This window comes from Pseudoalteromonas sp. Of11M-6 (assembly GCF_022347905.1).
GTDB lineage: Bacteria > Pseudomonadota > Gammaproteobacteria > Enterobacterales > Alteromonadaceae > Pseudoalteromonas.
Genome location: NZ_JAKRFW010000018.1, coordinates 50,662 through 72,349, shown reverse-complemented (window position 1 = coordinate 72,349; position 21,688 = coordinate 50,662). Strand labels below are relative to the sequence as shown.

Genomic DNA, 21,688 nt, shown 5'->3' with positions numbered 1-21,688 from the left:
TTCGCCTTGCCTACAGGATGTAGGTACCTTAGCGAGAGCAGGACGCGGAAGCGGTGTTTTCCCTAAAACTCTCTGGCTAGACAAGGAAAAAACTAAGTTTTGCTTTAGCAACAATGAGTTGGAACATTCCTTATCCAAACCTCAGGTTAAATAGCAATACTTAGATGTGATAAAAAGCCAAGCCATGTGAGAACATGGCTTTTTTACGTTTTACTGTCGGTTAGTTCTTACCGTATACGGAGTCTGATCTTGTTCACTCGAACGATATGGATTGATATCTAACCCGCCACGGCGAGTATAGCGTGCATAAACCGATAATTTTTCAGGGTTAAAGGTGCGCCAAAGCTCGCAGTAAATGCGCTCCACACATTGCTCATGGAACTCGTTGTGGTCACGGAATGAGATTAGGTACTTAAGCAGCGCTTCTCGGTCGATTTGCTTACCACGGTAACTTATCACCACGCTTGCCCAGTCTGGCTGTGAGGTGATCAAGCAATTTGACTTGAGTAAGTGGCTGTGAAGCGTCTCGTCGACCACATCCTCAGAGGCAAGTTGTAGTAAGTTACTATTTGGTGTGTAGCTATCAACTTCAATATCCAGCTCGTCGATACACTCACCAGGGAGACGCGAGAAAGGAATACAATCGAATTCGTCTGCGCCAAATAGTGTCACGCTAACTTGGCTATTTGATGCCGTGGAAAGATCCGCAGCTAGCGTTTGGCGCACGGTTTCCATCGTATCAAAGCGACTTTGGTTAAAGCTATTCAAGTAAAGTTTGAACGATTTTGACTCAATGATATGCGAGCTTTGGCAAGGAAACACAAAAGTGGCAACCGCAACTTGAGGCTTACCTTTGTTATTGAGCCAAGACAATTCGTAGCCTGTCCAAGTATCTTCACCTTTGAATGGTAAAGCGGACTCATCAACATTGATTTGGTCACGATTGAGTTTACGTGCAATGGGGTGCAGCAGGCTTGGAGTATAAACACTGGCATATTCTGTGGTTTTACCAAGCACAGAAGATTGCAGCTCTGGCGAGTTACTGTAGTCTGTCATGTTAATTCAAATCTCGTTACAATGCGGTCATTATAACGAATGTTCACCTCGGGATTAATAGCAATTTGCTTAATTACACGAAACAAGTATTCAGCCCGTGGTGAGAAAAATAAAGAGAGCTTTATATATGACTCAGCCCGTAAATATGGCGCGCTTGCATCAAGCCTATGTAGACTATCATCAACAGACCTTCAAAGATTTACCGAGTACCGAGCATGATGAAAGTTGGCCTAGCCCATGTGAGCAGGGTGAACCGAACAAGCTTAACGAGATAAAATGGCTAGCGGTAGCGCGCTCGCCAGCGGGACATCTAAATGATTTAGCCAGAGCGTTGGAAACGCAATTTCCTGAAGGATTGAACGGACTGTATGGTGATTTCTTTGCTGGCAATATCGTGGCATTTATTGAGGGTAAGCACATTGAGCTACTGCAAGCATGGAACGAAGATGACTTCGAGCGCTTGCAGCAAAATATCACCGGCCATATTTTAATGAAGCGCAGGCTCAAACAACCTGAAACCGTATTTATTGGCTTAACAGAAGCAGACGACTTATTGGTGTCGGTCGATGTCGCTACGGGTCAAGTTGGGTTAGAGTTTGTCGGTAAGAAACAGCATCATGTTTTGGCTGATTCTATCGCGGAGTTTGTGGAAAAACTGACAGTCAACTATCCAATATAGCTAGTTGGTATCAAGGAGCTTGCGCTCCTTATTGAAAGTCCCACGAAATATTCGAGACCAATTGGCAAGTTTCGCAGCGAAAGTCGAAAAGGCCGAACCAAGGCTCCTCGAGTAACCAGTCTCCCTGACAGCTTGGGCATTTTCTTGCTTTTTCTGCGGCGAGGTTTTCGCCGCCAACACGATACAGATAATAGTAAACCGGTTTTTTCGTGAGATAGTGAATACGTTTGCTCAAATCCATGCCACGTCTAAACAAATCACTACCCGTACTGGAAATTTCCTCCAGTGCAGCAAATTCGCAGCGAGTCGCACCATTGATCTGTATTTGATCGCAGGCTTGCCAATCTTCTTTCCATTTGATCAGTGTTTTGTAATCACCATTGGCAATAGCAGGGATTTTATATAAAGGCACTGGTAAAAAGTCGTCGCCACAATACAGTGGACTACAAGTGTGTACGTATGTGGTGTAGAGAATGTAGCTTGACGGCTCATGACAGGCATCAGCGCTGTTGGCATGTATATCTTGCCCAAAAACTTTAACCTTAGGTGCAAGCAAGCCTGATTGCTGTAGCTGGTCAATCGCAAACTTCACAAAAGGACTATGGTTTAATGGATGCAAAGCGTCTTCTTCTGGACACATCACACGAGTGACGAAATAGCCATCTTTAAGTACAGTTGGAAATTCGTCACCAATGATTTGACCATTAAAGCGAAGCGCATTGACCACCCGGTTAATGGCCTGCTCGGCAGCATCTAAGGTGGTTTCCTCATAGCAATCAAAAGTTAAGTCGACAACAAACACTACGACTTCTCCAATAAGGCAATGAGCTTATCAAGCTTAGCTTCAATTCTATCTAATTGGCTTTGTGAACTTGTTTTGACGACCTCTTCAACCTCTTGATAGTGCTCAATACAGGTAGGGTCTTGTTTGTACGCAGCAATGCCTGAGATAACGTCTGGCATTGCGACGCTTTGAGTTAATTTGCTTTTTGTTAGCGCGACAGTTGGAGTCTTCCCACTATCGACTAATTTTTTGATAGCTCTGGCAACGGCAGGATGCATAGAGGTTCCTAAACGCCTTAATCATAGGAGTGGATCATAGCACCAAGTTACGTAAGGAGCGATTGCTTTAGCTATCTTAACATCGCATCTAGTTCGTCAATGATTTCACTCCAATCGGCGTCTTCTTTTAGCGATTCTTCAATAAAGTGACGTTGCCCTTCATTCCAAAATGGTGCTTGGCTTAACAGCATATCGTCAGGAAGGCGGTGTTGTTTGACAAACCCTTCGATCGCCTTGGGATTGTTGTCGAGCCCAAGTTGGGCAAATAAAGTACTCATAGTGTGGCGACTAGTATCCATTTCGTTCTCCCTCGTTTGCTTGAATTTTACTCACTAACTATAGTAAAGGTGGTTGTAAAACCTTTAGCAAGTCATCATCGATAAAAACCATAATGACTAATGCGAGGATAAATATACCTGTCCACGACTGAATAAATTGTGACTTGTATCAATATCTATCACTAGCGAGTAGCCGTACATTATTAAAGTACACAGAAAAAATTCTGAGGTTTTGATATTAAGTAGTATTTCGGCATGATTATCAGAAGCTTGGGGCAATAACAATAAGGAACCATGATGTCAGTAGAAACTTCTCAACATGAATTAATCGTTAGATATTTAAATCCAGAAGATATCAACGTAGCCGCGAGTGTGTTGTATCAGGCTTACCATGATGATCCGTTACTCAAGCAGGTATTGGAGGCAAAACAAGAAGCAATTTTTGAAAAAAAACTCAGAGCCTTAATACGAGAAGAGCTGTCGGCATTTGGTCGAACGGGGCAGCCGATGGTGGGGTTATATCATCAAGATAGATTGGTCGCGGTAGCTTGCGTTATTGCAAATGGCGATGAATTGGACGCAAATCGGCAGTGGCATTGGCGATTACGACTCATGATGAGTGCGGGATATTTGCAAACGCAGCAGCTTATCGATAAAGAAAAGTCGATTAGACAAGCGTTGCAAACGCAAGAGCCGTGTCACTTTTTATCTCTAATTGCTGTTGACCCACATGTTCAAGGGCTTGGCTATGGCCACTATTTACTCACTGCGTTGGATGATTTAATTGCACAAAGTGAAGAAACGAAAGGGATGGCAGTATTTATTACTAAGCTAGAACAAGCGCAGTTTTTTGCGGGTCACGGTTATCAAGTTCTGCAAAAGATGGCGTTTAGCTCAGTAGAGGGCACATTACTATTTAAGAGCAAATAGCAACAATGGAAATTACCATGTAAGAGATCTCGTACGAGAATGTGGGTTAAGGCGCTTTGTAGTACCGAATTTGTAGTGTGATTTTTAGTTACCCTTCTGTTTTTAAAGAAGTTACTTTGTTTTTCTTTTAAATGACAGCAAAAAGATTGTTCGGAGCTATCTAACAAAAGTGCTCAATCCCCGTAAACTTAACAATGTAAGGAAACACAAGAGCAGGAGCTCAGCGTCAAAGGATAAGGAATTTGACAACAAGAGAAGGATGTATTGCATAGGGCAAGGAAGATGAGGAACTCGAGGAAGCGAGTGTGAAGCGGAGCTTCACTAGGGATAAGGAGACACATGGAGTGTCAAGGAGCGCGGGAAGCGTAGTGGAGCAAGGAAGAGCAGATAAGGACGAGCAAGGCTCTAGGATGAGGGAGCGCAATCTGGATGATTGCGAAGTGGATGGGTTACACTGGACGTAACAATGTATAGGGAGCACATAGGGATTATGTGAAGCGGAGCCAAGGTGGCATTGGAGCGCGGGAAGCGAAGAGGAGGCCAAGGTGGCTGAAATGGAGATGCATTGGAAGTGCTAATGGATGACACAAGGATGGGATTCGGGTAGGTCGGAGTACATACCCGTTCAGGGGAAGAAGAATTGGCGGATGGCTTTTGGGTTGTAAAGCAGAGGAATTGGATACCTCTTGGGATAATCGTCAGGATTGAGGCGCAGCAGATAGGCTAGCGCCTTAGTTTTTTGTGACGGTTGTAAATTTGATGTATATTTTCCTAGTAACTTAGTTGAAGTTCTCAAAACTCTCCGCTTGCAGTTTCATTCTTATCTTTCGATCTCCTTGCTAGATTATTCCACTCTCATTTTAGTCTTATACTGATTAGTCTTAATACTTGCTCAATTTTAAGGAGCAAATCTGACGCTAACCGCGTTAAAAATTTCTCATTTAGAACAACTAAATAGCAAAATTTTTGCCTTGCCTTGCCTTGCCTTGCCTTGCCTTGCCTGCATGGATGTTGGTACCTTGGCGATAGCAGGACGCGGTAGTGGTGTTATCGCTAAGATTCTCCCGCCTCAAAATAGATCACTTAATTAAGCGAATTGGTATTGTTTTTTAGTGCGCGATGTTGGCGCAATAGTTAAGGAAAAAGAAATGGAATGGTATCTAACAGTATTAAAAAGATATTCCGATTTTAGTGGACGTTCAAGACGCAAAGAATACTGGATGTTTATCTTAATAAATGCGTTGATAGGCTTTGCAATTGGTATTGTCGACGGGCTTTTTGGAACTCTGTTTTTGACAGGTATCTATTATTTGGTGGTTCTAGTACCGACAGTTGCAGTATCTATTCGTCGTCTTCACGACACTGGACGCTCGGGCTGGTGGCTGCTAGTGAGCTTTGTACCTATCGTCGGCTTATTAGTGATTATATATTTCACCACCATGGATAGCGAGGTTGGTGAAAACGACTACGGGCCAAGCGTCAAAGGGTATGTTTAAAATAGTTGTACTATTATAAATTCAGAGCAGGCACTTGTATTTATATGAATTTAAGTGCCTACTTTCGCACCCATCGGATTAACTTGCGATTTTATAAGCGGGCAATTCTTTTTTGACTAATCGTTCATTTTCTAAGTAAAGCTTACCTTGATAGGCTGACTCGCCATCTGAACTAAACTCAAACATAAATTGGCTTTTTATTCCAAGTTTGCCGTCTTTTAATACGCCAAAACGGCGCTTAATACAGGCAACACTTAACAGTTGCACTTGCAAACTTTCAGCTTGATGCTGTGCATGTCTATTTGCCGCTTCTGCGATCTGGCGACTATACCAAAATAGCGCGATACCAGATGATACGATGATAAAAAGCCAAAGTGTTGTCATTTAAGAAAATAACCTTCCAATTGCACGAGACAGAGTTTCACTGCGATTTTCTGCTCTAATAATCCCTAAAACATGTGGGCGTAACATAGGTATTGCAACTAAGTCTGCGAAAATACTGCCGAAAAGTCCATCGATTTGATTATTCTCAGCGGCTTTTTCCATATAGATAAAAAGCCTTTGCTGGTCGGTTAGTGTCTCCCAAGCACGCCCTGCAATAGTGAGTAAGCAATCTGCATCTGATCCCAACTTGGATGCTAAAATGGTGTCTACTGCATGGGCGATGAGACCAAGCGCGTGACTTCCCGACATCGCACGCAAATTAGTGACTACGGCGTCCTTATTTTGCCGTTGGCATGCGCGGTTTAAAGCGGCTAAAAAGTCTTCGGTTTGTGATGTTGAGACCGTAACGTGTTCAAGCATTGCGGCTAATGGTGTCTTAACTTCTGCTGGCAAAAAAGACCACGCCTGTTGCAGGTTGCTCGCGTTATGACCATGGTCTAGACGTAGGGCAAAGTCTGCAATACCTTGTAGCGCTATTTCTTGCCAGCGTTCAAACCCAAGCTTGCCAGAAAAATAGAGTTCGGCGTGCTCGTAATATTGAGAAGCCGGGCGATTAAGCTCACGCTTTAATAGCGCATTGAATGCAGCGAGTTTGTTCGCGTTTGGCGTGAAGACATAAGGGTTGTTATCAAGTTTCCCTTGAGCGGCTTCGCCCGTGAGTTGAGTACCTAATGCTTCGAGTACCATGGAGGCAAAGTGGTCACGGCTGGCGATAATGAGCTTGCTTTGCTCATCCAGTGGAAACTTTAAAAACCACACATAAGGATCAGCGGTCGCCTCATTATCCCAAAATTGGATCGCCATGATGGCATGGCCGCCAAGCGGGTAAGGATAAGGGACTTGAGTACTCTCGATTTGCGCAAACTGCTTCTTATCTATTTTTGTGATACGTCGACCCAGATCATAGGCCCGCCACTGCGTTCCGGCGTTTGTTAGTAATTCACCTAAAGTTGAAATTTGCGCTGTCATGAATGCTCTATATGTTACTTATATTTTCAATAGCGGCAATTATAGCTACTTTTGGGAGCGCTGATAAGCCTATGAAAAAGGTGCACTTGAGAGAATTGGCTAGCTCCTAAATAATGCAAATTGCTATAATGTAAAAAATTGAGAAAGAGACGGGACCGATGAACTCGGAATTATTGATTCAGTTAGACGAACTTGAGACTTGTTTAAAGGCGACGGGTCTTTGGCAAGACGAGCCAATTTCGGCTAAGGCACTTACCTCTACGGAGCCATTTTGCTGCGATACGATGACCTTCGCGCAGTGGTTGCAATTTGTATTCTTGGGCAAAATGCGAACAATGGTAGAAAGTGGTGAAGCATTACCGGAAAATATGGCGATTGCGCCAATGGCTGAAATGGTGCTGAGTGAACATCTTTATTTTAATGCGGTGCATCAGTGCTTAAAAAACCTCGATAATACAATTGCAAAGAGCGCGTAATGCTTGAGATTTTATATCAAGATGCACATTATGTTGCGATAAATAAGCCGTCAGGGTTATTGGTTCATCGCTCATTTTTGGATAAGCGAGAAACACAATTTGCGATGCAAATGCTACGTGATCAACTTGGTCAACATGTTTTCCCCGTTCACCGTTTAGATAGGCCAACGTCAGGCGTGCTACTGTTTGCGCTAAGCTCTGAGGCCGCGCGAGACATGAATGAAATCTTTATTAGCGGTAATATTCAAAAACGCTATTTAGCGCTTGTTCGCGGATTTGCTCCGGAATCTAGATTCATCGACAGACCACTCAAAGAAGAACTTGATAAAATTGCTGATAAGTTTGCCTGTCAGGATAAAGCTCCGCAGGAGGCGCAAACACAGATAAATTGTTTATTGCAGGGTAGCTTGCCAATTCCTTTTGGTAAGTATCCAAGTATTCGCTACTCATTGGTGGAGTGTTTTCCTAAAACGGGTAGAAAACACCAAATCAGGCGCCACCTTAACTATTTAGCACATCCGATTATTGGTGATGTCAATCACGGTGATAATAAACACAACCACTTTTTTGTCGATCATTTTGGCTTACGTCGGTTGATGTTATTTGCAACTAAATTGGAATTTGTACATCCTTATACCAACACGACGATTTCAATTACCGCGGACTTGGGAGAAGAAGCATTGGCTGTCTTCGCTCAGCTCGGCTGGTCAGACAACGAGAAGGATTATAAATAATGGCAAAAGTTTCCATTTTTGTGGGAAGTATGTACGGCAATGCTGAAAACTTGGCAAACGACAGTGCTGAGTTTTTGAATAAATCGGGTCATGAGGCAAGTGTTATTGAGCCTGCTTCCATCGTTGATGTAACGCAAGCTGAAAACATTTTATTTATTTCTTCTACTACCGGATCTGGTGATATTCCCGATAACTTGCTGCCTTTATTTTTGCAAATGCAAAGCGAATTTCCGATGCTAACGGGCAAGAAAGTAGCGGTCATCGCATTGGGGGATTCTAGTTATGGCGATACTTATTGTGGTGCTGGAAAGCAAATTGATGCCCTGATTGAAGAGTTGAACGCCACTCGAGCACAACCGCGTCTAGACATCGATGCCTGTGAATATTTTGAGCCTTGGGAGCCGGCAGAGGCTTGGCTTCAATCATTGGCAAAAAACCTTTAGGTTTTATCTTCTGTTCAAGCATTACCTTTCAATTTACGCGGCTTAATAGGCCGCGTTGCCAGCTCAAATAGCAAACTCATCAGCATAATCATAGTAACGGAAAATATAAATATTTACATTTCGGTTACGTTGTGTGACATTGGTCTTGGTTGTATGAAAAGTGACCGATATTATAAAGTTCAAAATAATGAAAAGGAAAAATAATGATTAAACCGATTCTATTTGCTGTATCTGCTATTTTCGCCACCGCAATGTCGTCTAATACTACCGCATTCGAAGAAATTTACCTTGAATGTTACAAAAATGGTGAGTTGTTATGGGCTGACTCTTTTAGTGATTATCGAGACGCGGATAACGCATCGAGAATTTGCAGGAGGATTGGTGGTACGCCAATAATGTACTAACGATATCAGTTCTTTATGAAATTTTCTTTAGATAATACTAATCAGCATTGAAGTCTAACCAAATTTTTGGGTTTAAATCAGCTGTAAGCGACGTTGAAACACTGTGTATTTAAACGATAGTACTGTCGTAATTTTTAAGGAAAAGTGAGTCAAAAGTGCTGCTTTAATATGTAAAAATCCAATATCATCACTGATATTGGATTTTTATTTTTAAACTTTATTTCTTAGCGCTAAACACGTTTAGTCTGAACTTTCAGTTTTAACTTTTGACCAGGCTGGAGGTACTTCTGTCCAGTCAGGTTGTTCCATTTGACGATTTCATTCACGCTGACGTTAAACTTAGTGGCGATACGTGCCAATGAGTCGCCTTTACGCACTTTGTAAGTGATTGTGCGCTCGGTGTTGACGAGGACGGTTTGATTTGCTGCTTTTTCATCTTTAAAGACAGTAAGCTTTTGTCCAAGGCGCAAAACGGCATTGGTTTTTAACTTATTCCAGCTAGCTAATTGCTTAACGGTAACATCATATTCGCGGCTGATATCCCACAATGTATCACCTGATTTTACTGTGTGGCTGAGTTTTTTCTTAGTTACTTTGTTGGCGGCAAGGCGCACTTCTGGTGGTAAATGCTCACTTTGCAATTCGCCATCACTGAGTGGCACCAATAACTTCTGGCCAACACGGATCATATTGCCATCGATGCTATTGAGTGAGCGAATGGCGCCGATACTAGTATTAAACTTAGTCGCAACGACCGACAGGCTATCTCCTTTTTGCACTGTATAATATTGCCAACGAAGTCGATCTTTTACTTCAGTTTTAGCTAATTTCTCTTGAAAAGCGTCAACTTTTTCCATGGGTAATAATAACTGGTGTGGGCCATCTGGATCGGTGGCCCAACGATTAAAACCTGGATTTAAGCGATAGAGTTCAGTTAAAGAAATATCGGCCATTTCAGCGGCAAGCGCTAAATCAATTTGTGACCCTACCTCAACGGTATCAACAACTTGGGCATTGATTATAGGTTGCCACGCGACCTTAAACTCATCTGAGCGTTTTAAGAGGTCGGATAAGGCAAGTAATTTAGGCACATACGCGGTGGTTTCGCGAGGTAAATCGAGAGACCAAAAATCGGTAGGCAAATGCTTTTTACGATTTTTTCGGATTGCTCTGAGCAATCGACCTTCACCTGAATTGTAAGCGGCAATTGCGTTTAACCAATCGCCTTCCAGTGTTTTATGGAGATAGGTGAGGTAATCTAATGCAGCCTGCGTTGATGCAATAATATCGCGACGGCCGTCATACCACCAATTTTGTTTGAGGTTAAAGCGTTCACCGGTTTGAGGCATAAATTGCCAAATACCGGAAGCGGTACGGTGTGAATAGCCAAATGGATCGAATGCGCTTTCCACAATAGGTAACAACGCGATTTCTACCGGCATATTGCGCTTTTCTACTTCTTCAACAATGTAGTAGAGGTAAGGTTCTGCACGTTTTGCGATACGGTCTAAATAGGCTTGGTGACGTTGATAGTAATTACGCTCGGCGACCACAGGTCTATTTTGTGGCACTTCGATAGATAACTGATAACGGATCCGCTCCCATACGTCGTCAAATACAGGCACAGCCTCTTCATCTTCATCTTGCCATGAGGTACTGAGTGTTTGAGAGATATCATAAGGGCTCGCGTGATCTAAGTTGGCCTGCTTCACTTGTTCAGTTGCAGTTTCCAATGGGGTTTCTTGTGTGATTTCACAACCACTTAATATTGCTGTTGATGCAATAATAAAGGCGAGCTTTTTCATAAATGCGTTCTTTTGCTTGGGGGTTCGGACAAAAACTCGGCAATATTACCGAGTTTGTATCAGCATTTAAAGCTTCTTTATTATTTTATTTCGACTTCCTAAAAATCGTTAGAAATGCTTATCTTTGGCGGTATTGCAAAGAAAATGGATAATTTATTCAATACTTCCCATGTAAGTACGCCAAAAGCGTCATTTTGGCGTTACATTAGGTCACTATTGAATATTTTAGAAGTTATCCTTCCATTTTCTCAGTGCACTAAAGCGAGCTTCAGGTGTATTTTCTGACGCGATAAATTGCGTTGGAACATGGGTGAGAATGGCTTCATTTGCGGCACGTACAAAAGGATTGATTGCTTTTTGCTGTTCAATTGTCGTCGGTACTGTGCGCTCGTTATTGGCACGTAATGACTTTGCTTGTTGGTGATACTGGGTTAGTGCTTGGTTAGCGGGCTCAACGGCCTCAGCAAAAGCAAGATTCGCGAGCGTGTACTCGTGCGTGCAATACACTTTACATGTGTCAGGTAGGGTGAGTAGCTTTTCAAAGGAGTGCCACATTTGGCTAGGTGTTCCCTCAAAAAGTCTGCCGCAGCCAGCATTGAATAATGTATCACCCGTAAAAGCCAGTTCATCATTTACATAACAGATATGGTCTAAGGTGTGACCTGGGGTGGCAATAATGTTCAGCGTGGTATCAAAAAGTGTGATCTTATCGTGTTCACTAAGGCCATGAGTAATGCCTTTATATTTACCATTTTTAGGCCCGTAGACTGTTAAGCTGGGAAAATGTGATAAAAGCGGGGCAATGCCATCAGTATGATCCCAATGATGATGGGTGACTAATATGCCTTGGAGTGTTAAATCAAACTTGGCGAGGTAATCTAAAACAGGTTGTTCGTCACCTGGGTCAACCACCCAACAGTTTGAACGTCGAGGGTCTTTTATCACCCAGATATAATTGTCATCAAATGCTTTGATTGCATCGACTTGCACCATAACGCAATGCTCTATAAAGTGATTAATAACACCAGTATAACGAGCTTAGTAAATGAAACCAGCGTTAAGTTTTTTACAAGGACCCAAACCTGATGAGTGGCAAGACTTTCCTCACGGTGAATATTTAAAGGTGGGGATCCAAAAACGACTGGATGAATGGCTACCAAGAATGTTTGGTTACCACATGCTAAAACTCGGCTGTTTGAGCGGTCAAATGAATACCTCTGCCAGCCCGATTAAGCATCAAGTTTGTGTTGCCCCACAAGGCAAACATGTCGGAGTATTTGCTGAAATTGACGAGCTACCTTTTTACGAAAACTCAGTCGATGCTTGTATTTTAAGTCAGTGCTTAGAATATCATTCTGATCCGCATCATATTCTACGCGAAGCCCACCGAACGCTTATTCCTGGAGGTTATATTGTGATCTCAGGTTTTAATCCGTTTAGTTTATGTGGTGTGGCGCAAATGCTTCCCTTTAGTAAAGAAAAACTACCTTGGTCAGGGCGCTTCTTTACTCCATCGCGGGTGAAGGATTGGCTAGATTTACTCGGGTTTGAGATTGTTGGTGACGAGCGCTTTATTTATGCGTCTTTAGCGCGAGGCTCGAGGCTTTCTCGTTTTGCGCCATGGCGCCGCTTTTGTCGTCATTACTTAAAGCCGATGGGAAGCGTGTATATGTTGGTGGCAAGAAAGCGGGTGATGCCGCTCACTCCAATCAAACCCAAGTGGCATGTAAAGCCTAAGTGGACACCCGCTGTGAAAGGGGCTGGACTCAGGCAAACCTGTCAAGATAAAGATTAGCTTTGTGACTTGAGGTAACCATTGATGGAGTAGGTACAGGAACATTGCTTTTAGAGGCGTATTAAATACCGGCTTCGTAGCCTTCATCTACAAGTAGGTTTGAACCTGAAGCCGCTTCACGCGCTAAGTCATCAACAAGCTCATTGTATTTATTTCCAGCGTGGCCTTTTACCCAGCGCCATTGGATCGTATGTCGGCTGGTGGCAGCGTCCAGTCTTTGCCATAAATCGACATTTTTTACTGGTTGTTTGGCTGCGGTTTTCCAATTGCGCTTTTTCCAGTTTTCAAGCCAAGACTCAATGCCTTGCTTAACATATTGGCTGTCGGTATACAGAATGATATCGCAGGGGCGCTTTAATGTTTCGAGTGCAACAATAGCCGCAAGCATTTCCATTCTATTATTGGTTGTGAGTTTATACCCTGCACTCATTTCTTTTTCATGTCCTTGATAGGAAAGGTAAACACCATAACCACCTGGACCTGGATTGCCTAAACACGAGCCATCGGTATAAATCTCTACGGTTTTTTGCACTGAATTGCCTATTTTTATGTAAAATGTGCGAATAGGGCAAAATAATAGCAAAGTTAAGCGAGCAACGATATGCACACACGGCAAATAGTACTGGATACAGAAACCACAGGTATTGATCCTAAAGCAGGGCACAGGATCATTGAAATTGGTTGTGTTGAGCTAGTCAATCGCAGACTAACGGGGAATAACTTCCACGTATATATCAACCCTCAGCGCGACATTGAAGAAGAAGCCATTGATGTTCACGGTATCACCAACGAATTTTTACGTGATAAACCTTTTTTCCATCAAATTGCGCAAGAGTTTTTTGACTATATTAAAGGAGCTGAGCTTGTCATTCATAACGCGCCGTTCGACGTCGGCTTTATGGATCACGAGTTTGCTAAGTTAAATCAAGGCTTTCCGGCAACCCATGACTATTGTCAAGTGCTAGATACTTTGGTGATGGCAAGGGATCTTCATCCGGGCCAGAAGAACAGCCTAGATGCGCTTTGCCGTCGCTACGATATCGATAACTCAAAGCGTACGCTGCACGGCGCTTTGCTGGATTCCGAGATCCTTGCTGATGTTTACCTGTCGATGACGGGAGGCCAAAAAAAGCTGAATTTGGCAAATCAAAATAAAGGTGATCAGGCTAACTCAGCCGGTGGCATTATTCGTTTAGACAGCAATCGTCCTGCACTTAAAGTTTTACGTGCTTCTGCCGATGAAGAACAAGCACATACAGAACGTTTAGAGCTTGTAAACAAAGCTTGTGGACAAAGTCTGTGGCAACAATAATGAATATAATCGGTATCGTTGGGGTGGAGTAGACGCTTAACTAGGGGCTTGGTCCCAAAAAAAGATCACTCAGGCCATCAACGCAATGTAGGGTTAATACATGAATCTAAAACAGCTTATCTTGGGGTTTGTACTGCTAGTAAGTACGGTTGTTGGCGCTCAAACACCACAGATAACGATGTTGCAGCGGGACGGTAAGGTAAATGAAATCCCTCTTTTAGATAACCGTTTTCGTATTGATTATAATATTGAAGAGATCACTTTACTGTTTTTTCGCGCCCCAGGCGCTCCCGCCGTGGTACTTGTGAAGCCTGATGGTAGTAAATATTATGCGACCAGTTCACTGGATAATGATGCACTACGATGGTATGACGAAGTCAGTTATGACTTGATCATTCTAAAGAACCCAACGCCAGGCCCTTGGCAAGTCATCGGACAGATCCAAAAAAACAGCCGCATAATGGTGCTTGGTGACATTGAACTCGAAGTTGAAGCTTTGCCCCCGCTATTATTCCGTGGTGAAGTGCTGAAGGTAACAGGGCGCGTGACTAATGATGGCAAACAGATAGATGTGGGTTACTTCCGGGATGTCGTGACTTTGTATGTGGAGTTCTCTAGTACCAATAACGATGAACATGCCAACTTTGGTGCAGGTACGCAAAGCGTGACCGACTTTAAAGATGATGGCCGAGAGTTTGATGAAAGACCCTTGGATGGAATTTTTACTGGTGAGTTTAAATTAAACTTTCCTGCGGGAGAGTGGCAGCCTGAATTTTTCATAGAAACGCCCATTCTAAAAAGAAGAGTGATCAAATCACCTATTGTTATCGCTGAGCCGCCATTCAACTTTGAATTGATGCTAGCGGGTGAAAACGAGCTTGAACATGGCCTTACTATTACGATAGACGACACGGTTGTGAAACCTGAGACCATATTGCTACAGGGTAAAATCTTTTACCCTAATGGTGAAGAGCAGATGTTTACCTTAGATGCAGAAGAACGGCTTTATCGTCAGCTGCCAATCAAGAATTATGATTGGGGGCGTTATAGTGTAGAAATCTCCGTATTTGGTGAAAATATCAATGGCCGTGAGTTTATGGCAACGTTGCCAAATTACAATTTTGAAATTGAAAGACCCATTGAAAAAGTGCCTGAATTGGAAGCTGCTGCGTTACCAGCAGTGAAACAACCTGAGCCAGAACCAGAGCCGACTATAAGTACAGCTCTTTTAGTCAGTATTATTGTTGCTGGTAACTTAGTTGTATTATTGCTCGGTTGGTTAGCCATTCGTATTCTGGTGCAAAAAAAGCCAATTAGACTAAAAGTACCAATGCCAAAGAATCCATTTAAGAAAACCGAAGAAGTCATTGATCTTGATGATTTAGGAGCATCTGAAAATAACGCAGCAGGGAATGGTTCAAAAAATGATAAATCAGGTGATATTTTGAACCTTTCAATGAAAGATAACTAAAAAACACGGTTTTTTTTCAAAAAACGGTTGACTCATGAGGGGGTCATTCGTATTATTCACGCCGCTGTCAGGGAGCACACCTTACAGCAAACACTGCAAGAATATGACGCGGAGTGGTAGTTCAGTTGGTTAGAATACCGGCCTGTCACGCCGGGGGTCGCGGGTTCGAGTCCCGTCCACTCCGCCAAATTTCTTCGTGGTATCAATAAGTCGCGCTGGAGTGGTAGTTCAGTTGGTTAGAATACCGGCCTGTCACGCCGGGGGTCGCGGGTTCGAGTCCCGTCCACTCCGCCAATACTTATTACAAACGTGCATTTGCTTCTTATGGAGTGGTAGTTCAGTTGGTTAGAATACCGGCCTGTCACGCCGGGGGTCGCGGGTTCGAGTCCCGTCCACTCCGCCAACACTTCGAAGCAAAAAATGCGAATACTCAGTGGAGTGGTAGTTCAGTTGGTTAGAATACCGGCCTGTCACGCCGGGGGTCGCGGGTTCGAGTCCCGTCCACTCCGCCAATGTATCGCATAACTATATTCAAGCTTTATGACAGCTTGTTTACTCGCTGGAGTGGTAGTTCAGTTGGTTAGAATACCGGCCTGTCACGCCGGGGGTCGCGGGTTCGAGTCCCGTCCACTCCGCCAACACTAAAACGAGTAAAATAATGTCATTAAGATATCTCTGCGGAGTGGTAGTTCAGTTGGTTAGAATACCGGCCTGTCACGCCGGGGGTCGCGGGTTCGAGTCCCGTCCACTCCGCCATTTAAGATATCTTGCAAATCTATCACTGCGGAGTGGTAGTTCAGTTGGTTAGAATACCGGCCTGTCACGCCGGGGGTCGCGGGTTCGAGTCCCGTCCACTCCGCCAGTTTGCAATTTCTCTTCTCATATTTCAATTACTTATCTCCTAATTTTCTTTTTCTATTGTATTGTTATTTGATCCTGTGATCAGACGATCACCATTTGGTGACCGTGGGCGTTTAAAAATGGTATTCATTGGTCACGAGAATGCGGTTTGGTTTTCATGATCAACTTTGTTTTTTCTTAGCATATCTATCTTTTATCTTTGTTTTATTTCTCTTCATTGCTACCCGCGAATTCAAGTCCGAAGTGCACCACTCGCTAAATTAGGCTGCTTTGCGTAATTCATTGAATATCACCACAGGTTGCCTAAACCCTATACATTTTCTCGGCCTCGCATTGATCGCCCGCTCTATATGCGCAATTTGCTTATCTGTCACCGTTCGTAAATCTGTTCCTTTGCAAATATATTGACGCAGCAGACCATTAAAGTTTTCATTCAACCCTCTCTCCCATGAGGAGTAGGGGTTAGCAAAATAGATATCGGTTTTTAGCTTATCTGAGACATATTCATGCTCGCAAAACTCACTCCCATTATCTGCGGTTATCGTATGAACATGACGTCGATAGCGCCACAGCATGCCTCTCATCGCTCTGCTCACTTGCGCTGCACTTTTTGCTGGAACTTTGCGTATCAGGTAAAACTTACTTGTACGTTCGACCAAACTAACGATTGCCCCCGTGCCATGCTTGCCAAGTACAGTATCCACTTCCCAATCACCAAACCGTGTTTTAATGTCAACAATCGCAGGTTTATGCTCAATGCCAACCCGATTTAGGATGATGACACGTTTGCTTCGGCAACCTTTACGATAACGTCTGTGTCCTTATTCGGGGAGGACTCAGGGGACGATTAACAGAGCTTGACCATAGGCAGCAATACATTGATTTAATTCAAGAAGCAAAACAATCGGGTTGCGCTGTAGAGAAAGCTTGCAGAGAAATAGATATCAGCTTGAGAACGTATAGACGATGGTATCAGCAAGGCATAGTACAAACAGACAAACGCCCAGAGGCAGAGCGTCCAGTGCCAAGTAATAAACTAACCGTGCATGAGCAACAAGCCATTGTTGATGTTTGTAATGAGCCTGAATTTGCTAGCTTACCGCCTTCACAGATAGTGCCTAGGTTGTTAGATAACAATATCTATCTTGGCTCAGTTTCAAGCTTCTATCGTGTGCTTAAGGCTGAAAACCAATTACATCATCGTGGTCGCAGCAAAGCACTGAGAAAAGTGGCTAAACCCACGAGTTTTACAGCTGCTACACCGAATGAAGTTTGGTCATGGGATATAACTTACCGTGTGCCCGGAGTTCAGAGCTAACAAGGATGTTTTAAATTGAACCACGAACCTGTCTGAAATCGATAAATATATTGGCCGGAGCGCTCGTAGTAGTGCGAGGTGGGGAAAGCCCACTACATGGCGAAGGGGCACAGTAAGCTCAATTTTGTTTTACCTTGAACTCTTGATTGTTTGACTGTTTATTTAGTTTGGTTGGTTGTTGTTTTTATGTTAAGCATGAGGGGTGAACTGAAAGTAAAATGTGATTTTTTAGTAGTAAAACTTAGAAAGTTGGGTATAATTCCGCGTCTCGAAAATTAAAAGGATATGCAAGCATGATGGATGATATGGACGTAGTTAAGCAACCAAATGATGTTTTGGAAGGGAAATCTTGGTTATCTTTTAGAAAAAGAATTGATGATGAAATCTTAAAAGAAATGGACAAGGTTCGTTTTTTAAATATCTATCAACCGATTTGTGATGCTCTTCAAGGTGGTAAACGTATTCGAGCGATTTTGGTTCTCATGGCTAACCAAGTATATGACGAACCTCAAGAATCTGCTTCTGATGCAATGAAAGTTGCTGTTGCTATTGAAATGTTACACGCGGCAGCGTTAGTACATGATGATATTATGGATAATTCTGATTATCGTCGTAATGAGCCAACAATTTACAAAAAATATGGTACCGATACTGCCATTTTGGCTGGTAACTTTCTTATTAGTCTGGCATTTAAATTGGCTAATTCCGTTAAGGCAAAATATGCTGCAGGTTGCAGTTTGTATTTGTGTGATATTTGCATGGAATTAGTTGATGGTCAGCTATTGGATATTAATTCTTTTGATACCGAAGATCTCGATAGTTATTATAAACTCATTGATGGTAAAACTTCCTCGATTATCTCTCTTCCGATGAAAATTCTTGGTGTGATTAATGAAAATGAACAGCTTAGTCAGCATTTGTTTGATTACGCCCGAGAAGTTGCTCGTATTTTGCAGATTCTAGATGATTTTTATGATGCCTTTATTGGTGATGAGAAAACAAGTAAAACGCCGGGGCTTGATCGGTTAAATGGTAAAAAGACTATTGTGGATTTGGTCAGTAACAAAGATGACTTAAAATCAATGACCAGAACACAAGTGAAAAAGGCGATTCAAGTGACTCTTGCTGAACATCGAGAGGCGGCACATGCTCTTCTTGCTCGAATCGATACTCCAAATACTCAAGCGCTGAGTGACTTAGATGCTTACGTTTGGCATATGTTGACTAAGTATACGATTTAGTTTGTGAGTATTATATCTGGTTTTGTCTATGCTTTTTAAACGTTTAAAACTTAGTTTTTCTTACTCCAAACATATTCGGGTATTGTTTGTTTTCGCTTTGCTAATTAGTTTAATTGGCTCGTTTACGGCGTTTTTTACCCAGTATCTTATCGATAGCGTTATTCCGTCGGGGGATATGCGATTTTTGCTAATCTTCTTAATGTTTTATGCTTGCTACGAAACTCTAAATTTGACTATCGGGTATTTGTCTAGAAGTTATCGAGTGGTGTTAGAAAAATTTCTCGATTACCATCATTTAGATAAGTATTTGGTGGCCTTACTTACGGCCAAAATCCCTGAATTAAACAGTTATAAGAAGGGCAGTTTGATTCAGAGGATTTATGATGCTCAGAATATCAAAAAGTATTATTTAACTTTGCAAGTTGATATCGCCGTTAGCTTTTTGACCATCTTTGTTCTTAGTTCGATTATTTTGTATATGAGCCCTCTGATAGGTTTGGTGATGGCTATCAGTTTGGGGTTGTTGGTGGTGATCTACCTTAAAGCCGTTCCTAAAACTGTTGAGTATGAAACCCAGCGTTTTCAAATTAAATCAGATTTTTTGTCTGTAGTCGATGATATTGTTGATGGGCGGGAAACTATCCGCGCTAATAATTATAAAAGTCAAGTCTTTAAACGATGTACTGCTCGTATGGAGGATTTTCTCAATCGTGAGCGGGATGTGTCGTTTTTACAGCAAAAAATTCAAACTAGTACTTCTGTCGTCCGTACTGTTAGCAGTATTGCTATCCGGGCAATTGTGGTGATAAGTATTTTGTCTTTAAATAAGTTCACTTTAGGTGAAATGTTGACTTTAATGGCATTTTCTGAAATTTCGATGAAAACCACAATGCAAATATTGATGTCTTTTATGCAATTGAAGCGCACTAGTATAACTCTAAAGCGTTATCGGGAGTTTTTGGATAGTGTCAGTATCAATGAAAAGGAGTTGAATGATAAGCCTGTTGAATGTCAGCCAATTGAGCAAGTAAGTGTTTGTGGTCTTAAGGTTGGGGTTAATGGTAAGGCTGTTTGTGATGTACCTGATACTACCTTTAAACTTAATCGAATTTATAAATTGGTTGGTGCTAATGGTGCAGGTAAAACGACTTTTTGTAAGTCGTTGGTCGGTTTGTTTGACCCCATTGATGGCGAATTTTCTTTTAAAATTGGCGAGCGTTTGGTTAACTCAAACCGTCGTATTAACCATTGTGCGGCGTACTTTCCCCATGACATTCTGTTTACTACTACGCTGTGGGAAAACATTACTTTAGGCCAAGCAATCGAACAAGAAACGGTCGTTGATTTACTTAAGAAAATAGGTCTATGGTCTGTAATTGCAGCTTTGCCGGAGCAATTGCATACGCAAATTAGTGATAGGGTGAATCCTTTTTCTGAGGGACAAAGACAGATTATCTTGTTTTTGAGGGTGTATTTGTCGAATAAGCCTATATTGGTGTTTGATGAGGTGTTTCGTGGTTTAGATAAGCACACTAGTAAGATTGTTGGTGAGCTTATTAATCAGAAAACAAACTGTATCATTCTTTATGTTGCCCATGATTTTACTATTGATAGTGAACGCAGTGAACTTCTGACCTTAACTAAACGTCTGTCGGATAGTAAACAGACTGATAAACGCAAGGATGTGGCATATGCATGAGGTCAATGACAATATTCACGGTGAATTGAGAAAAGCTCGCTCTAAGTTGTTAAAAGTGACTTTTTGGTTATTTTCTATTGCATTAGTGGCGTCATTGGCGGTAACGATTCAATTGCGAGTGGTGCTGGAAGAAGCGTTTATTTATATCGTTCCCGAACCTGTCCTTCATTATGCTGAGCGAGATATTATTATTGATCAATATCAGGTGCCTGATGGGAGTAAAGTGGTGTCCGATATGTCTATGTACCAAGCGGAAAATATTCAGCTTAAGGATCAGTTGGTTTTGCTTCGGCAAGAAGAGATCCGCGATCAAGTGCAAGCGCAGGCTTTAAAGCAGAAAATAGAGCAAACTCGAAGTTCGGTGGCTATGCTCAGTCAGTTTGAAGAGGTTGAAGTCAAAAGTATAAAGGCTGAGATTATCATGATCGAAGACCTGCTGGTTAGGTTGAAGCAAGAATTGACTTTACTTAATAAGGATTATCTTAAGCAATCGACCTTTGTCGAGGGAGTGACTAATTTAAGTCATATCTCTAAAGACCGCAAAATCCGCTATCAACAGGATTTATTCCATAAGCGAGCGGAAATCATTGAGATGGAGCAAGATATTCATCAACAACAGCTGAAATTGGCGCAATTAAAAAATCAACAAAGCCAACAACAGATAGGTTTAACCCGTCAACGCGATATGGCGGTGACTTTATCTGTATTGGAAAACGAAGCTAAAGTGTTTGCCGATAGCCTAAAACTTAAAGAATTAGAGTTAGCGCAATTGGAAAAAAATCATAACCGCTTGCAGGGCAAGGCTGAAGTTGATGGCCGAGTTGAGTTTGAAAGTCTCAATGGCATTCGCAAAACCCAATATAGAAAAGGCGAATTGGTTTACACCATCTACCCTGAAGGACAGCACTTTGTTACCAAAGGTTATGTCGATGAAAAGCACATTCTCGATATCGCCTTGGGTAAAGAGGTTGAAGTTAAACTCAGCGCATATAATTATCTTAAGTATGGTTCTATTAAAGGAAAGGTTAAAACCATTATGGGAGTAAAGGATGGTCGTGCTGAAGTGATTATTGATATTGTGGATATGAAAGACTTTAAGTTAGTTCATGGTAATTCAACTCAAGCCTTTATTACCCTTGAAGGGGTAAAACTCTATGAGTATGTGTTTGGGATTTTCTTCCCGTATATCGTTTAATTTGTCATTGATAATAAGGA

At 42.2% G+C, this 21,688-nt stretch carries 22 protein-coding genes, 7 tRNA genes and 2 pseudogenes; 21 read left to right on the top strand and 10 right to left on the bottom strand.

The annotated features are described in order from the left end of the window. Nucleotides 1–210: 210 nt before the first annotated feature. Nucleotides 211–1,056: an NADPH-dependent 7-cyano-7-deazaguanine reductase QueF gene (gene queF, locus MHN32_RS11370; RefSeq protein WP_102057224.1), complete on the bottom strand. Its 846-nt coding sequence runs from the start codon at nucleotides 1,054–1,056 to the stop codon at nucleotides 211–213. Between the two features lie 127 nt (nucleotides 1,057–1,183). Between queF and syd the strand changes: the two genes are divergently transcribed. After that, on the top strand, nucleotides 1,184–1,735 hold the full coding sequence (syd, locus tag MHN32_RS11365; protein ID WP_010606621.1) for a SecY-interacting protein: 552 nt from the start codon (nucleotides 1,184–1,186) through the stop codon (nucleotides 1,733–1,735). A 28-nt stretch (nucleotides 1,736–1,763) separates the two neighbouring features. Here the strand turns inward: syd and MHN32_RS11360 are convergent, their stop codons facing one another. The 3 genes from MHN32_RS11360 to MHN32_RS11350 all read right to left on the bottom strand — a co-directional run bounded on the left by MHN32_RS11360 (nucleotide 1,764) and on the right by MHN32_RS11350 (nucleotide 3,096). Continuing rightward, nucleotides 1,764–2,537, bottom strand: coding sequence for a Zn-ribbon-containing protein (locus MHN32_RS11360; RefSeq protein ID WP_239421736.1), 774 nt, complete (start codon nucleotides 2,535–2,537; stop codon nucleotides 1,764–1,766). Then, nucleotides 2,537–2,797 (bottom strand): hypothetical protein, encoded by a 261-nt coding sequence (locus MHN32_RS11355; RefSeq protein WP_010606623.1) that lies wholly within the window; start codon nucleotides 2,795–2,797, stop codon nucleotides 2,537–2,539. The genes MHN32_RS11360 and MHN32_RS11355 overlap by 1 nt, the downstream gene beginning before the upstream one ends. Before the next feature lie 71 nt (nucleotides 2,798–2,868). Next, nucleotides 2,869–3,096, bottom strand: coding sequence for a DUF2789 domain-containing protein (locus MHN32_RS11350; protein ID WP_010370914.1), 228 nt, complete (start codon nucleotides 3,094–3,096; stop codon nucleotides 2,869–2,871). A 276-nt stretch (nucleotides 3,097–3,372) separates the two neighbouring features. Here MHN32_RS11350 and MHN32_RS11345 point away from each other — a divergent pair, with 276 nt between their 5' ends. Beyond that, nucleotides 3,373–4,005 (top strand): N-acetyltransferase, encoded by a 633-nt coding sequence (locus MHN32_RS11345; protein ID WP_239421735.1) that lies wholly within the window; start codon nucleotides 3,373–3,375, stop codon nucleotides 4,003–4,005. A gap of 1,148 nt (nucleotides 4,006–5,153) precedes the next feature. After that, nucleotides 5,154–5,501, top strand: a complete 348-nt coding sequence (locus MHN32_RS11340; protein ID WP_095727928.1) for a DUF805 domain-containing protein — start codon at nucleotides 5,154–5,156, stop codon at nucleotides 5,499–5,501. A 78-nt stretch (nucleotides 5,502–5,579) separates the two neighbouring features. Here the strand turns inward: MHN32_RS11340 and MHN32_RS11335 are convergent, their stop codons facing one another. Then, nucleotides 5,580–5,885, bottom strand: coding sequence for a DUF3301 domain-containing protein (locus tag MHN32_RS11335; protein ID WP_010370922.1), 306 nt, complete (start codon nucleotides 5,883–5,885; stop codon nucleotides 5,580–5,582). Further along, nucleotides 5,886–6,914 carry a DUF3549 family protein gene (locus tag MHN32_RS11330; RefSeq protein WP_239421734.1) on the bottom strand — a complete coding sequence of 343 codons (1,029 nt, stop codon included), beginning with the start codon at nucleotides 6,912–6,914 and terminating at the stop codon, nucleotides 5,886–5,888. Between the two features lie 158 nt (nucleotides 6,915–7,072). Between MHN32_RS11330 and MHN32_RS11325 the strand changes: the two genes are divergently transcribed. The 4 genes from MHN32_RS11325 (at nucleotide 7,073) to MHN32_RS11310 (ending at nucleotide 8,971) form a co-directional block, all read left to right on the top strand. Continuing rightward, on the top strand, nucleotides 7,073–7,390 hold the full coding sequence (locus MHN32_RS11325; RefSeq protein WP_010370929.1) for a YqcC family protein: 318 nt from the start codon (nucleotides 7,073–7,075) through the stop codon (nucleotides 7,388–7,390). Beyond that, the gene (gene truC / locus MHN32_RS11320; RefSeq protein ID WP_102057217.1) at nucleotides 7,390–8,124 is read left to right on the top strand and encodes a tRNA pseudouridine(65) synthase TruC; all 735 of its coding nucleotides are present in this window, start codon (nucleotides 7,390–7,392) and stop codon (nucleotides 8,122–8,124) included. Before MHN32_RS11325 ends, truC begins: the two co-directional genes overlap by 1 nt. Continuing rightward, a complete protein-coding gene (locus tag MHN32_RS11315) occupies nucleotides 8,124–8,567 on the top strand; it encodes a flavodoxin (protein ID WP_010606632.1) in 444 nt (147 codons plus the stop codon). The genes truC and MHN32_RS11315 overlap by 1 nt, the downstream gene beginning before the upstream one ends. 203 nt (nucleotides 8,568–8,770) lie before the next feature. Next, on the top strand, nucleotides 8,771–8,971 hold the full coding sequence (locus MHN32_RS11310) for a hypothetical protein (protein WP_010606633.1): 201 nt from the start codon (nucleotides 8,771–8,773) through the stop codon (nucleotides 8,969–8,971). Between the two features lie 230 nt (nucleotides 8,972–9,201). Here the strand turns inward: MHN32_RS11310 and MHN32_RS11305 are convergent, their stop codons facing one another. Next, nucleotides 9,202–10,776 (bottom strand): LysM peptidoglycan-binding domain-containing protein, encoded by a 1,575-nt coding sequence (locus MHN32_RS11305; RefSeq protein ID WP_174169972.1) that lies wholly within the window; start codon nucleotides 10,774–10,776, stop codon nucleotides 9,202–9,204. Between the two features lie 225 nt (nucleotides 10,777–11,001). Next, nucleotides 11,002–11,769: a hydroxyacylglutathione hydrolase gene (gene gloB, locus MHN32_RS11300; protein ID WP_174169973.1), complete on the bottom strand. Its 768-nt coding sequence runs from the start codon at nucleotides 11,767–11,769 to the stop codon at nucleotides 11,002–11,004. Nucleotides 11,770–11,821: 52 nt separating this feature from the next. On the opposite strand from gloB, the gene MHN32_RS11295 reads away from it, so the two are divergent. Then, nucleotides 11,822–12,571, top strand: a complete 750-nt coding sequence (locus MHN32_RS11295; protein ID WP_045989216.1) for a methyltransferase domain-containing protein — start codon at nucleotides 11,822–11,824, stop codon at nucleotides 12,569–12,571. A 61-nt stretch (nucleotides 12,572–12,632) separates the two neighbouring features. Here the strand turns inward: MHN32_RS11295 and rnhA are convergent, their stop codons facing one another. Next, nucleotides 12,633–13,103: a ribonuclease HI gene (gene rnhA, locus MHN32_RS11290; protein ID WP_045989215.1), complete on the bottom strand. Its 471-nt coding sequence runs from the start codon at nucleotides 13,101–13,103 to the stop codon at nucleotides 12,633–12,635. Nucleotides 13,104–13,172: 69 nt separating this feature from the next. Between rnhA and dnaQ the strand changes: the two genes are divergently transcribed. The 9 genes from dnaQ to MHN32_RS11245 all read left to right on the top strand — a co-directional run bounded on the left by dnaQ (nucleotide 13,173) and on the right by MHN32_RS11245 (nucleotide 16,216). Beyond that, complete coding sequence (gene dnaQ / locus MHN32_RS11285; RefSeq protein WP_010370953.1) at nucleotides 13,173–13,883, top strand: DNA polymerase III subunit epsilon; 711 nt, start codon at nucleotides 13,173–13,175, stop codon at nucleotides 13,881–13,883. Nucleotides 13,884–13,983: 100 nt separating this feature from the next. After that, entirely contained in the window at nucleotides 13,984–15,354 is a 1,371-nt protein-coding gene (locus tag MHN32_RS11280; protein ID WP_239421733.1) for a TIGR03503 family protein, read from the top strand. 110 nt (nucleotides 15,355–15,464) lie between these two features. Next, nucleotides 15,465–15,541: transfer RNA gene (locus tag MHN32_RS11275), tRNA-Asp, on the top strand. 30 nt (nucleotides 15,542–15,571) lie between these two features. Beyond that, nucleotides 15,572–15,648 (top strand) — tRNA-Asp (locus tag MHN32_RS11270). Between the two features lie 32 nt (nucleotides 15,649–15,680). Then, a tRNA-Asp gene (locus MHN32_RS11265) sits at nucleotides 15,681–15,757 on the top strand. A 32-nt stretch (nucleotides 15,758–15,789) separates the two neighbouring features. After that, nucleotides 15,790–15,866, top strand: a tRNA-Asp gene (locus tag MHN32_RS11260). Between the two features lie 49 nt (nucleotides 15,867–15,915). Then, a tRNA-Asp gene (locus MHN32_RS11255) sits at nucleotides 15,916–15,992 on the top strand. Nucleotides 15,993–16,033: 41 nt separating this feature from the next. Then, nucleotides 16,034–16,110: transfer RNA gene (locus MHN32_RS11250), tRNA-Asp, on the top strand. A gap of 29 nt (nucleotides 16,111–16,139) precedes the next feature. After that, nucleotides 16,140–16,216 (top strand) — tRNA-Asp (locus MHN32_RS11245). Nucleotides 16,217–16,475: 259 nt separating this feature from the next. Here the strand turns inward: MHN32_RS11245 and MHN32_RS11240 are convergent. Further along, nucleotides 16,476–17,036, bottom strand: a pseudogene (locus tag MHN32_RS11240) (IS30 family transposase); the annotation flags it as partial. Nucleotides 17,037–17,092: 56 nt separating this feature from the next. Here MHN32_RS11240 and MHN32_RS11235 point away from each other — a divergent pair. The 4 genes and pseudogenes from MHN32_RS11235 to MHN32_RS11220 form a co-directional block, all read left to right on the top strand. Further along, nucleotides 17,093–17,509 (top strand): annotated as a pseudogene (locus tag MHN32_RS11235) (IS3 family transposase); the annotation flags it as partial. A gap of 317 nt (nucleotides 17,510–17,826) precedes the next feature. Then, nucleotides 17,827–18,774, top strand: coding sequence for a polyprenyl synthetase family protein (locus tag MHN32_RS11230; protein ID WP_010606640.1), 948 nt, complete (start codon nucleotides 17,827–17,829; stop codon nucleotides 18,772–18,774). A 28-nt stretch (nucleotides 18,775–18,802) separates the two neighbouring features. Next, entirely contained in the window at nucleotides 18,803–20,473 is a 1,671-nt protein-coding gene (locus MHN32_RS11225) for an ABC transporter ATP-binding protein (RefSeq protein WP_102057209.1), read from the top strand. Beyond that, nucleotides 20,466–21,668: a hypothetical protein gene (locus MHN32_RS11220; protein ID WP_010606642.1), complete on the top strand. Its 1,203-nt coding sequence runs from the start codon at nucleotides 20,466–20,468 to the stop codon at nucleotides 21,666–21,668. The genes MHN32_RS11225 and MHN32_RS11220 overlap by 8 nt, the downstream gene beginning before the upstream one ends. The last annotated feature ends 20 nt before the right edge of the window (nucleotides 21,669–21,688 follow it).